This window comes from Microbulbifer sp., assembly GCF_036563125.1.
Classification (GTDB): Bacteria; Pseudomonadota; Gammaproteobacteria; order Pseudomonadales; family Cellvibrionaceae; genus Microbulbifer.
Map to the genome: position 1 here is coordinate 1 of NZ_DATCMV010000126.1, position 13,082 is coordinate 13,082.

Sequence of the window (13,082 nt, forward strand, 5' to 3'; positions counted from 1 at the left end):
CGAGTGTTCGCCGCCGATGCCCACGGGCATTTTCCCCATGGCCAGGATTTCGCGGGTGGCGCTGGCGATATTCTCCATCACCTGCTCGGCCGGACCGCTGACATCCACCGCTTCGCGGGTGTAGATGCCGAGCTCACAGGGCGAGGAGAAGTTGTCGAAGGTTTCCAGCTGGTGGGAGGCTTCGATAATCGCCGCCGGGCCCTTGCCGGTGCCACCGCCGTAGGAGACGGTTTCTTCGTAGGGGATTGGCAGGACGTGGAACAGGGCTTCTTCCGGTTTCGGTTGTTCGATTTCGGAGCCGAGGAAAATGTTGGGGTCTTCGGTGTGCATAGTTTTGGCCTGGTGCTTCTAGGTTGAGTGGTCCTATAGAACCTCTAGTGGCGGCCCAGCACCGGGTATCTGTTTTCAAAACCGCTGTGAATACATCCCTGTACGCTGCGTCGGCGACGTCCCTGTCGCCGACGCTTTTGAAAACAGATCCCCGGCACTCGGCCTTCGCATCATGTATATATCTTCGTAGCCCCACTCGAACGGTACTACGAAGTAATTAAATTGGAATCTAAGGGAAAGTGCCGGGTACAGGTTTTCGGGAGCGTCGCAAACAGGATGTTTGCGCCGCAGCGCCCAGGGATGGGTTCACAGCGGTCCCGAAAACCTGTACCCGGTGCTTTCCCGCCACCGCGCCTGCTACTAAGCGAGAAGCGGCGGACTATAAACAAATCAGGAAAGACGACCCTTAAAGTCCTCGTAACCAAATTCTTTAATGAGCCTGAGCTCATCGGTATCGGAATTCCACAAGGCAATCGAGGGTAGCGGAATGCCGTTAAAGGTGTTGGTCTTGACCATGGTGTAGTAGGCCATTTCCTCAAACACGATTTTGTCGCCGATTTTCAGTGGGTCCGCAAAGCTATATTCGCCAATGCGGTCGCCGGCGAGGCAGCTCTGCCCGCCCAGCTGGTAACTGTGTGGGAGTTCGCCCGGCAGCGAAGCGCCGGTGATTTCCGGGCGGTACGGCATCTCAATCACATCCGGCATGTGGCAGGTGGCAGAAACATCCAGAATCGCCTGGTTTTTACCATTCCAGGTCAGATCCACAACCTCGCCCACCAGCACGCCACAGAATAGCGCTACCGCTTCTCCGGGTTCCAGATATACCTGCACACCGTGCTTGTCGGAAAACGCTTTAACCGCGGCAATCAGTTCTTCCACCTGATAATCACAGCGGGTGATATGGTGGCCGCCGCCAAAGTTGATCCACTCCATCTGCGGAATCAGATCGCCAAATTTTTCCTCGACGGCCGCAATGGTGCGCTCCAGCGGTTTGAAATCCTGTTCGCACAGAGTGTGGAAATGCAGGCCGCTGATACCGGTGAGGTCTTCGCCGTCAAACAGCGAGCGCACGATACCCAGGCGCGAGCAGGGCGCGCAGGGATCGTAGATCGGCGTGTGTCCTTCGGAATGTTCAGGATTGATGCGCAGGCCGAATTGCAGTTCCGGGCGCTTTTTCTGAGCTTCCAGGCACAGTGACTTGTAACGCTTCCATTGCGAAAACGAATTGAAAATTACATGGTGCGCGAACTCGAGGATTTCCTTCAGCTCCTGCTCCTTGTAGCCGGCGCTGAACACGTGAACCTCTTTGCCGAGATCCTTGCCGCCGTACTCCTCGAACCCGAGCTTGGCCTCGTTAATCCCGCTGGCGCAGGTACCGGAAAGGTATTCCGCAACAATATGCCCGATGCTGAACATGGAAAACGCTTTCAGCGCGGCCAGTACCTTGGCGCCGCTGCGTTTCTGCACATCGGCGAGCACTTCGAGGTTGTCGCGCAGGGCGATTTCATCCACCACGAAGCAGGGGGTGGGCACGCGGCTGGGGTCAAATTCGCCGAAGTAGTCTTTGCGGGGCGTCAGATCCATAACAATTTTTCTTACAGCTTCAATTGGCAAAAATCCCGGGCCTTGCGGCCCGGGATTGGCGGTCTTAGACGAACGGCTTGTCCAGCCAGGTCTCCTGCCAGGGCAGGCCGTACTTGTTCAGGTCGTCCATAAAGGGATCTGGGTCCAGCTGCTCCATGTTCCACACGCCGGGCTTCATCCACTTGCCTTCCATCATCATCTTGGCACCGATCATCGCCGGTACGCCGGTGGTGTAGGAAATTGCCTGGGATTGGACTTCTTTGTAGCACTCCTGGTGGTCGCAGATGTTGTAGACGTAGTAGATCTTGTCTTCGCCACCGCCCTGCGGGGTGCCCTTGATGATGTTGCCAATACAGGTCTTGCCTTTGGTCAGCGGGCCGAGGCTTGCCGGGTCGGGCAGCAGCGCCTTCAGGAACTGGATCGGAACAATCTGCTGGCCCTGGAATTCGATAGGCTCGATGCCAGTCATACCCACGTTCTGCAACACTTCCAGGTGCTTCAGGTAGCTGGCACCGAAGGTCATCCAGAAGCGCGCGCGCTCGATCTCCGGGAAGTGCTTGGACAGGGACTCCAGCTCCTCGTGGTACAGCAGGTACAGGTCTTTTTCACCGATGCCTTCGGGGAAGGAAAATACCCGCTTTTCTTCCATCGGCTTGGTGGTAACCCACTGACCGTTTTCCCAGTAGCGACCGTTCGCGGTAATTTCGCGAATGTTGATTTCCGGGTTGAAGTTGGTCGCAAACGGCAGGCCGTGATCGCCGGCGTTGCAGTCGAGGATGTCGAGGGTCTTGATGCGGTCGAAGTGGTGCTTCTTCGCGTAGGCGGTAAACACGCTGGTGACACCCGGATCGAAGCCGCTGCCGAGCAGTGCCATCAGACCGGCCTTCTCGAATCTGTCCTGGTAGGCCCACTGCCAGCTGTACTCGAACTTGGCCTCGTCCAGCGGTTCGTAGTTGGCGGTATCCAGATAGTGCACGCCGGTTTCCAGGCACGCATCCATGATGTGCAGGTCCTGGTAGGGCAGTGCCACGTTGATGACCATGTCGGGCTTGACCTTCTCGATCAGCGCGACCATTTCGCTCACGTTATCGGCGTCCACTTCCGCAGTGTCGATTTTGCGCGGCAGCATATCGGCGATTTTGTCGCACTTGGCTTTGGTGCGGCTGGCGAGGGTAATGTTCTCGAACACTTCCTCTACTTGCGCACACTTGTGTGCTACCACCTGACCGACGCCACCGGCGCCGACAATCAGAACGTTGGCCATTTTTTTCTCCCTTTTTTTGGGTGCTAATGGGGTTAGGGCCCCCACTAGATGGTTACCGGGCGGGCCTGTTGCCGGTATTTGTTTGCGGGACACGCCGTGAACCCATCCCTGGGGGCTCGGCTGCGGCCATCCAGGCCGCAGACGGTCCCGCAAATAAATCCCGGCAACATGCCCTTCGCATTAAATTGCGTACTTCGATACGGGCAACAAGGTGCATCGCTACGAAGTGCTGAAATTTAAAGTTAAGGCGGAGTGATGGGGATCTGTTTTCAAAAGCGTCGGCGACAGGGATGTCGCCGACGCAGCTTACATGGATGTACTTGCAGCGGTTTTGAAAACAGATACCCAGCGCTTTGCCGCCACCGGACCAGCGGTAGAACTCGATCTCCGCCGCCCTAGCAACAAGGTGGAGGCTACTCGCCAAACCACCTTACATAACTCCCAACCTCAAGAATCACTTCTCGAAGTAGGTATACCCACTCATGCTCGCCGTATAAGTGTGCAAAATTTCCTTGCGCTGCTGCGCCGTAATTCTGCCACTCTTCACCGCGCTCTCCGCCAGTTTGCGGAAACGCTCGAACAGATCCTGCGGCGAGTACTCAACATAGCTCAACACGTCGGCAATGCTATCACCGTGGATTTCACGGCTGTAATTCACATGGCCGTCTTCCTCGATGTGCACACTCACCACATTGGTATCGCCAAACAGGTTGTGCAGGTCGCCCAGGGTCTCCTGGTAAGCGCCGACCAGGAAGGCTCCGAGGATATACTCCTCGCCATCCTTCAGGGCATGCAGCGGCAGCGTCTTGCGCACCTCCTGGCGGTCGATGAAACGGTCGATCTTGCCGTCGCAGTCGCAGGTAATATCCGCAATGATCGCCGACCGGGTCGGCGCCTCATCCAGGCGGTGTACCGGCGCCAGCGGGAACAGCTGGTCGATCGCCCAGATATCCGGCAGCGACTGGAACACACTCATGTTGGCGTAGTAAATGTCGGACAGCACCTCAGGCAAAGCCTGCAGGTCCATCGGCACCTCTTCCACTTCATCCAGCAGTTTGCGGATTTTCTGCGCACACTGCAAAAACAGGTTCTCCGCCAGCGCGCGGTCCCTCAGGCTCACCTGCCCGTGCAGGTACAGCGCGCGAATCTCATCGCGATAGTAGAGCGCATCGTTGTAGCTCTCCTGCAGGTTCTTTGTCGCCGCGTTTTTCAGCGCGTGCTGCAGGTACTTCAGCATCGGGTGCGAATCCTCGCCGATGCGGTCGTCTTCAAGTTCAATGGGCTCGAAACTGGTGGTGTCCAGAATGTTGAACAGCAGCACCGACGAATAGGCTACCGTCGCGCGCCCCGACTCGGTAATGATCACCGGGTGCTCCACGCCCTCACTGTCCATGGTGCCCATGATGGCTTCCACCACGTCCACGCAGTACTCATCCAGGGAGTAGTTCTTGGAGTGGGTGTAGTTGGTTTTGGAGCCGTCGTAGTCCACCGCCAGGCCGCCGCCCAGATCCAGGAAGCCCATGGCGGCGCCTTCTTCCACCAGGTCCGCGTAGTAGCGGCAGGCTTCCAGCACACCGGTGCGGATATCGCGGATGTTCGGCACCTGTGAACCCAGGTGGTAGTGCAGCAGCTTCAGGCAGTGCAGCATGTTGTGGTCGCGCAGCTTGTCGACCATTGCAATCAGGTCGTTACTGCCGAGACCGAAGATGCTGCGGTCGCCACTGGTGGCATTCCAATAGCCGCCCACCTTGCTCGCCAGCTTCACACGCACGCCGATGTTAGGTTCCACCTGCTCGCGCTCTGCACAGCGGATAATGGTGTCCACCTCGGAGGGGGTCTCCACCACAAAGAAAACCTGTACTCCGAGACGCTGGGCCTGCAGTCCCAGGTTGATGAACTCCTCATCCTTGTAACCGTTGCACACGATCAGTGCTTCGGTGTTGTCGAGGATCGACAGTGCCGCAATCAGTTCCGCCTTGCTGCCCGCTTCCAGACCGTGGCCGAACTGGCGACCGACCTTGGCGATCTCCTCGATCACCTGGCACTGCTGGTTCACCTTGATCGGGAACACGCCGCGGAATTTGTTGCGGTAGCCGCAGCTCTCGATGGCGCTGCGGAAAGAATTGTTGATGCGTGCGACCTGCGCTTCCAGCAGGTTTTCGAAACGCACCAGCAGAGGCATGCCCAGTCCGCGCTCATTGGCGCCGTGGGCGATGTCCATCAGTGATACGGAATGCGTCGTGCCGGCGCTGTTTGTTACCTCAACCGTGATCTCACCGGAGTCGTTCAAATTGAAATAGCCGGCACCCCAGTTGCGGATGCCGTAGAGGTCTGCGGAGTCTTCGCAGGTCCAGTTTTCGATCTGTTGCTGTTTCATGGCGCCTCGTTCGTGAAATGAGGGACGGTAGGGATAATCAGGGGCGCGAATCTTGGGGCCTGAGTATGTGGAAAGCAATAACTATAGAAAAGAAAAATGGCCGTTTTTTAAAGGATGAAACTAAATTTTTATTCAGTTTTTTAGTTCAAATTAAACTATAGAACCGAAAAGCTAACATATTTATAGAAAGAGTCTTCGGCGCCACAAATAAAAAAGGCGACTCGCGAGAGTCGCCTGGGGAATAACCGAATTTTAATTCGGTTGTTGGGGTTGGATGTGACAATCCTTCCTGTGAGAAGTCTGTGCGCTTGGAGATCAAATAAATCCGGGGTTGGCGACAACCAGATAGCCGTGACGGTGGTTGTCCCAGCGGTAGTAAGTGTCGTAAGCCACGAAGTAATTGAAGCCGTTAAAGCTGACACTTACCGCTGTGCCTGGCAGGGCCTGCACAAAGGCACCGATTGGCGCCTGGGCTACGACATACCCCGGGCCATAGGGACGGTAAAAAATGCCGTCACTGAAGTAGTAGCCGAGGCCGGCGAACGTGATGCTCACGTAAGATCTGGGCAGGCGCGTCCAGCGGTAGCCATAGCCGTAGTGCGACGGGCGGTAGCGGTGCTTGTGCGCCAGCTTCACCGGGCGGTAGGGGCGATGGTGATCATGCCCGTACCCGTTGCCGCGATAATTGTGCCCGTGTCCATGGTCGTGGCGGTTCTTGTCGTAACGCTGGTCGTAGCCCACATATTTGACGAACTTGTGATCGTCCCTGTCATTGCGATGGTCGCGGCGCTCATCGCGTCTGTCGTCACGTCGATCTTCCCGGCGGTCCTCGCGGCGCGCTTGCCGGCGGTCTTCGCGGCGATCATCGCGACGATCGTTGCGGTTATGCTGTTGCTGCGCGATTTTGCGGCTGTGGTCGTTGGTGTGGTGGCGGTCATCTCTGTCCGCCAGTGCCGGGGCAGCACTGAAAAGCAGGCTGGCGGCGATAAAGGCTGAGGTCAGTGTTTTCATGGTCGCTCTCCACAGCCGTCAGGGCGGCTTCGGTGTGTTTTCGCTTACTGTGGGAGCCATTCTGGGCCCTTCACACTGAATCCTTCCTGAACCGCAACAAGTGTTTTGCCAATCAGTGCACGAAAAACCGAATCAGACCGAGGTTTTTGTGGCTTATTGCGCATTTGTTCCCACTCGCGCCGGGGGGTAATATGCCGCGCGTAGCAACCTCTGGCGGATTCCCGACAATGCAAGTCTTTCACCATGTGGCCAGCCTGCGCGAGGCGCTGAAGGCGGCCCGGCGCGACGGCAAGACCATCGGCTTCGTGCCCACCATGGGCAACCTGCACGATGCGCATATCGAACTGGTCAAGCGTGCCCAGACCCTGTGTGACGTGGTGGTCGTGTCCATTTTCGTCAACCGGCTCCAGTTCGGTCTGAACGAAGACTGGGACAAGTATCCCCGCACCATGGAGCAGGACATGGCGCGCCTGCGCGGCGCCAACTGCGACTTCCTGTTCCACCCGGACGAAAGCGAAATCTATCCCAACGGTATGGACCTGCAGACCAAGGTAATCTGCCCGGCGATGACCGATGTGCTGTGCGGTGCCAGCCGCCCGGGACACTTCGAGGGGGTGACCACGGTGGTGGCGAAGCTGTTCAATATCGTGCAGCCGGACAAGGCGATCTTTGGTATCAAGGACTTCCAGCAGCTGGCGGTTATCCGCCGCATGGTGGAAGACCTGTGCATACCGGTAGAGATCGTGGCGGCGCCGGTGCACCGCGAGGACGATGGCCTGGCGATGAGTTCCCGCAACGGCTATCTCACCGAGGAGGAGCGGCCGAAGGTGGCGATCCTGAACCAGACCCTGAACTGGGCGCGTGGGGAAATCGAAAACGGGCGCCGGGATTTTGCCGCGCTGGAAGCGGAGTCAAAAAACCGCATCGAGAACGCGGGCTTTCGGGTGGATTATTTCTCCATCTGCAACAGCCGCGACCTGCAACCGGCGGCACACGACGACCGTGAGATCACGCTGCTGGGGGCGATGTACACCGGCGCCGCACGGCTGATCGACAATGTTTCTCTGAGTATGTAACGGGAGGCGGGTATGCAAATCGAGATGCTGAAGGGCAAGTTGCACATGGCGGCGGTGACCCAGGCGGAACTCTGGTACGACGGTTCCTGCGCGATCGATGAAGACCTGGTGGAGCTGGCGGGGCTGCGCGAGTTCGAGAAAATTGATATCTACAACGTTTCCAACGGCGAGCGTTTCCACACCTATGTGATCCTTGCCGAGCGCGGCTCGGGCATCATCTCCATGAACGGGGCCGCAGCGCGTCGCGTTCAGGTGGGGGATCGGATCATTATTGCGGCCTATGCGCAGATGACGGAGTCCGAGGCCGATCAGTTCAAGCCTAAGCTGGTTTACCTGGATGAGAAGAACCGGGTTGAGCGCAGTGCCAACACCATCCCGGTCCAGATGGCCGAAGCCTGACCTCCCTCACTACGGCTTCCGGAGCAGCGGCGTCCTGCCGTTGCTCCAGACTCCATCCTATTCACTCATGAATTCCTGTCGTTGCCGGCTTCCCTGGCAAAGCCGTTAAGGCTGCGCTCCTGCGTGTCTCTTTTCACACATCCACTAAGACCCTAATCTGATCGGTGACCGTGTCGGGCACGTCCGTGCGCATTTTCAATTCAGACGCCTTTAACGCGGTCGGTTGTAAGATAGGTGCACTCGATAGGAATGGAGCGCAGTTTGTGGAACGCGAACGCATACAGCAAATATTGCTGGATAGTCACTGGTTTCAGGGCTTACCCGATGACGTCATAGCGCAGGTGATTGCTGACGGAAAGGTAAAAAATTTTACCGATGGCCAGTATTTGTATGGAAAAGGCGATGAGCCGGATGGGCTTTATGCCGTGTTGCAGGGTGCGGTGGTGGCACAAATCATCAGCAAAGAGGGCAAGTGCGCGGTTCTGGGTATCCTGGAAAGAGGCAGCTGGCTGGGTGAAATATCCGTGTTCGATGGCAGCCCAAGGCCGAGTGATGCTGTTGCCAGGGGGAATGCGCAGCTGCTGTTCGTCCCCAGAGACAAGTTTCATGCACTACTGGATGCGCAACCGAATCTCTATCGTCACTTTATACGCCAGGTGTGCAAGCGCTACCGCAGCGCACTGCGCATGCTTGAGGCCAGCCTGATTCGCTCGCTGCCAGAGCGATTGGCGATTCGCTTGCTCGATTTGGCAACGGGCTACAGCGAATACCGTGTTGGCGCTGGTGGCGTCACCCTGAGCGTATCGCAGGAGGAGCTGGCGCTGCTGGCCGGCGCAACGCGCCAGCGCATTAATCAGGAGCTGAAACTGTGGGAAAAAGCGGGTTGGGTTAGTCTGGGTTACGGCAGTATCACCATTCATGATTGTGGCGCACTGGAGGGATTGCTCGCCAAGAGCTGAGGTGGATCTTTCCGGAGTGTCCGAATTCGGACAGTTATGCCCGGAGTGGGCGTATTAGCATCGAGCACAGTTGTCGGGGGAATGCCTCGACAAATCTACAGATAACAATAATGAGCTGAGAGAAAGTGCCGATGAAAACCCGTTTTACTGCGATTCCTCCACGTCGCCTGCTGGCTCTGGCGATTGGCGGCGCCACACTGATTCCCTGCATCTCCCCGGCAGCGCAGAATGCGACTCTTGAAGAGGTGACAGTCACTGCGCAGAAGCGCGAAGAGCGCGCACTGGAAGTCCCTATCTCCATCGCTGCATTGAGTGCCAACTCACTGGAGCAGAGTGGCATCAAAGAGGTCAAAGACCTTGGCGAGATGGCTCCCAATATCCAGATCAGCCAGGACAGCGACTTCTCGTCCCGTATCACCATACGCGGTGTGGGTGCCAATAGCCGCAACATCGGCTTTGATACTCGCGTAGGGGTATACCTGGATGGGGTTTACCTCGGTCAGTCACCAGCGGTGAACCAGGGCTTGCTGGACCTGGAGCGCGTGGAAGTGCTGCGCGGCCCCCAGGGCACCCTGTTTGGGAAAAACACCGTCGCAGGTGCAGTGAACCTGATTTCCCGCAAGCCCGGCAACGAACAGGAGCTGGATCTCGGGATCAATATCGGCAATTTCAACAACCGTGAATTTCAGGTTCGCGGCAATTTGCCCGTGTCGGACGCCACCGCTGTTTCGCTCAGCCTGAACAAGACTGACCGCGATGGTTATATCAAGAATCTGTACAACGGCGACGAGGTGAATGGCCGCGACTCCACCTCCGGACGTGTCATGTTGCGCTCGGACCTGGCGGATAACCTGACGGTTAACCTCGCCGCCGATTATATGGCGCAGGATCGCTGGGGATTCAACGGCGAACCTCTCACTTATGTGTTTGCGTCTCGGTACCCGGTCGACGGCAATAACAAATACGAAATGTATCAAAACCGCACCGTGCCGGAAGACAAAGAGATCTGGGGTACCTCGGCCACGGTAGATTACGATTTGAATAGCGGATTCTCTTTCACATCGATTACCGCTTTTCGCAGTACCGATATGATTTACGGCACCGATGTGGATTTTACCGAGCTGGACCTGGTGAATACCGCCTATCACGATACCTATGATCAGTTCACCCAGGAATTCCAGCTGACCTCACCCGCCGATGCAGCCTTGTCCTATGTGGTGGGGTTTTATTACTACGCGCAGGATAGCGATACCGAACGTTACGCACTGGCAGGGGCGCATGCTGGCTTGTTGGGGTTGATCCCTTCCTCCACCGCGGTTGCCTATGGCGGCACTGTCGATACCGAAAGCTACGCGATTTTTGCCAATGGTAATTACGACCTGACCGATCGCCTGAATCTGGGCTTTGGTTTCCGCTATTCACTGGAAACCAAAGATGTTGACTGGGCTATCGACGGCAGTGCGTCCGGTGTATTCAATATTGCCACCGGCAAAGTGCAGGACTCTCGCACCGACCGCGATTTCTCACCCACAATCAGCCTGAACTATTCGCTGGACGACAGTAATTTTGTCTACGCCCGCGCCTCAACCGGGGTCAAAAGTGGTGGCTACAATCTCGACTTTATCAATGCCAATCAGTTTACCGGCAGCCCTACCGATATTGAATTCGGCACCGAGTCAGTGGTCAGCTACGAACTGGGTTACAAGGCGGAACTGCTGGAGCGCCGCCTGCGGCTAAATGCAGCGCTGTTCAATTCCGTGTTCGATGACTATCAGGTAAACCAGTACATCGAGCTGGGTGGCGGTGGCACCGCGCTGACGATTACCAACGCAGCAAAAGTGGAGACCAGAGGGGCTGAGCTGGAGGCTACCTATGTGGCCACCGATAACCTGCAGTTGACGGCGGCGCTAGGCCTGCTGGATGCCCGCTTCAAGCATTTCCCTGGTGGCGGCGACAATGGCGCGGATGCTTCTGGCAATGACCTGCCGTATGCCCCGGATACCACGGCTTCTGTTGGTATCCAGTACTACATTCCCATACCCGCAATGGCAGCAACCGTGCTCCTGCGCACGGATTACAGCTACACCTCTGAACGCTACATCAACCCCAGCAACAATGACGGCTTCAGCAACGGCGTCGTCGATGTGAATTTTGATCGCATGGAAAGCTTTGACTTGATCAACGCCCGGGTCGGTTTGTTGGATGATGCCGACAAGTGGGAAGTGTATCTGTGGGGCCGCAACCTGGCGGACAGCGATCACATGAATTACAGCTACCGCGACTTCCTTGGTACTTACGTCGCGGGATACGCGATGCCGCGAACCTACGGTGTGGAAGCGAAGTACCGCTTCTAAATCTGACGAAACGGGGCCTTCGTAAAATCAATAGGGCCGGGCTATTGGTCTTGTTAGGATCAATAGCCCATTTCTTTACAGGCAGTTTGGGTTCCTGATTCGCGGAATTTTATTGAATGCATCCCTCGGATTTTTGAGTGGTACCGATCATGAAAAGAATATTGCAAACATGTTGCGCTGGATTATTGGTTGCGATGAGTGGCGCATCGGCAGATGGCGACAATGGATATCTGCGTGAAGCCGCAGATGGCTATGATGCTAATACTGCTTATCAGCTTCGCGCGGATTGGGCACTGCCAAAGTTTTTGACGGTGACCCCTGCGGGTGCTTACTCCTATTTGCATCTGGCGGAAAAGTTTCCGCATGCAACCATTTATCGCGCCGGATCGGTCGCGAATCTGGCGCGATCCCCTCAGTCGTGGCTGAGATCACTCGAAATCAATTGGCAGGATCAAACTCGAGAATTTCATTCGCTGGTGACGGCGATGGATTCCCCCCTGCAGGGAGTGATGGTAATCCATCGTGGCAAGGTAGTTTATGAATTGTATCCGGGCATGCGCCCGTTCGATAATCATGTGTGGATGTCCAACGCGAAGCCGGTAGCAAGTCTGCTGATGTCGCAGCTAGAGGAAGAGGGCTTGCTCGATGTGCGGAAAACAATTGCGCACTACCTGCCGGAATCCATTGGCACTGAGTGGGAAAACATCAAGCTGATTGATGTGCTAAACATGCAGACTGGCCTGGACCTGGAGGAGGGGCCAGAGCAGCGGGCCAATCCGAACTCCGGGTTTGCGCGCTTTATGATGGCTGAGGCGGGGTTGCCGAATGTCGATGGCGAACTGAAAACCCACAATGAAGCATTGTTTGCGATCGGCAAGTTACACGAGCCTGGGACGGGCTTTGAGTACTCTTCCGCAAACACGCAAATGTTGGGTTTGATTATTGAGGCAGTGACGGGGCGGCGGCTTGCAGATGTGGTTGCTGAGCGAATCTGGATGCAAGTTGGTATGGAAGGCGATGCCCAGATAGGTTTGAGTCCCCAGGGCAACGCAATCATTCACGGACTGATTTCTTCGCGTCTGGTGGATATGGCCAAATTCGGTATGTTGTATACCCCGAGCTGGAGCGCCGTATCCGAGAAGAGATTGGTTTCGCAGAGGGCCCTAAACGACATTCGCACAGGTGGACGGCCGGAAAATTACCGCAAAGGTGTACTCGGTCCGAAGCTGGAAAAGTTATTTGGTGAGCCCCCAAAAGCCAACGCCTACCAATGGGACGCCGTATTCAACGATGGTGATCTGTACAAAGGGGGAATGAACGGGCAGGGGTTGTATGTGTCTCCGGACAAGGACCTTGTTGTTGCCTGGTTCGCCAATGGCTTTTCTCCGATTCCGATGGAGAGAGCTGCTCGCACCATAGCGATGGCAGTGGAGAAAATCTGACAGGGAGTTGGTTGTTCGGCCCGTTAAGCGTTTCATTAACGTGCTGCGGGCCGTCATAAGTGCTCGGTTGCGGCTCCCAAGGCTCTTGCTTACTATGTCGAGAGTCGAATGGAGGCCAGCTTTCCTGTATGTCATCCCTGACCCACCCGAAAACAGGCGATCCAATCCCCTGGACGCAGCTGCTAAAAAGCGGTTGCAGGATTTTCGTCGGTTCCCACGCCGCCGTCCCCAATGAACTGATGGCAGACCTGATTGCCAACAGCCGCGGTCTCAACGACATCGAAGT

Annotated in this window: 10 protein-coding genes; 5 read left to right on the forward strand and 5 right to left on the reverse strand. The window is 56.5% G+C overall.

Annotated elements, in window-relative coordinates:
• From VIL80_RS10545 to VIL80_RS10565, 5 genes are all read right to left on the reverse strand, one after another.
• A partial coding sequence (locus VIL80_RS10545; RefSeq protein WP_332036076.1) for an arginase family protein occupies positions 1-330 on the reverse strand: 330 nt, incomplete at its 3' end.
• 390 nt (positions 331-720) lie between these two features.
• A complete protein-coding gene (gene nspC / locus VIL80_RS10550) occupies positions 721-1,914 on the reverse strand; it encodes a carboxynorspermidine decarboxylase (RefSeq protein WP_332036077.1) in 1,194 nt (397 codons plus the stop codon).
• A 64-nt stretch (positions 1,915-1,978) separates the two neighbouring features.
• A complete protein-coding gene (locus VIL80_RS10555; protein ID WP_332036078.1) occupies positions 1,979-3,178 on the reverse strand; it encodes a saccharopine dehydrogenase family protein in 1,200 nt (399 codons plus the stop codon).
• A gap of 454 nt (positions 3,179-3,632) precedes the next feature.
• Entirely contained in the window at positions 3,633-5,555 is a 1,923-nt protein-coding gene (gene speA, locus VIL80_RS10560; RefSeq protein WP_332036079.1) for a biosynthetic arginine decarboxylase, read from the reverse strand.
• 315 nt (positions 5,556-5,870) lie between these two features.
• Positions 5,871-6,566: a DUF6515 family protein gene (locus VIL80_RS10565; protein WP_332036080.1), complete on the reverse strand. Its 696-nt coding sequence runs from the start codon at positions 6,564-6,566 to the stop codon at positions 5,871-5,873.
• 227 nt (positions 6,567-6,793) lie between these two features.
• Here VIL80_RS10565 and panC point away from each other — a divergent pair, with 227 nt between their 5' ends.
• From panC to VIL80_RS10590, 5 genes are all read left to right on the forward strand, one after another.
• Positions 6,794-7,642, forward strand: coding sequence for a pantoate--beta-alanine ligase (gene panC, locus VIL80_RS10570; RefSeq protein WP_332036081.1), 849 nt, complete (start codon positions 6,794-6,796; stop codon positions 7,640-7,642).
• Positions 7,643-7,654: 12 nt separating this feature from the next.
• The gene (gene panD / locus VIL80_RS10575) at positions 7,655-8,041 is read left to right on the forward strand and encodes an aspartate 1-decarboxylase (RefSeq protein ID WP_332036082.1); all 387 of its coding nucleotides are present in this window, start codon (positions 7,655-7,657) and stop codon (positions 8,039-8,041) included.
• Positions 8,042-8,304: 263 nt separating this feature from the next.
• On the forward strand, positions 8,305-9,000 hold the full coding sequence (locus tag VIL80_RS10580; protein WP_332036083.1) for a Crp/Fnr family transcriptional regulator: 696 nt from the start codon (positions 8,305-8,307) through the stop codon (positions 8,998-9,000).
• Between the two features lie 131 nt (positions 9,001-9,131).
• Positions 9,132-11,354: a TonB-dependent receptor gene (locus VIL80_RS10585; RefSeq protein WP_332036084.1), complete on the forward strand. Its 2,223-nt coding sequence runs from the start codon at positions 9,132-9,134 to the stop codon at positions 11,352-11,354.
• A gap of 149 nt (positions 11,355-11,503) precedes the next feature.
• The gene (locus VIL80_RS10590; RefSeq protein WP_332036085.1) at positions 11,504-12,796 is read left to right on the forward strand and encodes a serine hydrolase domain-containing protein; all 1,293 of its coding nucleotides are present in this window, start codon (positions 11,504-11,506) and stop codon (positions 12,794-12,796) included.
• Positions 12,797-13,082: the final 286 nt, after the last annotated feature.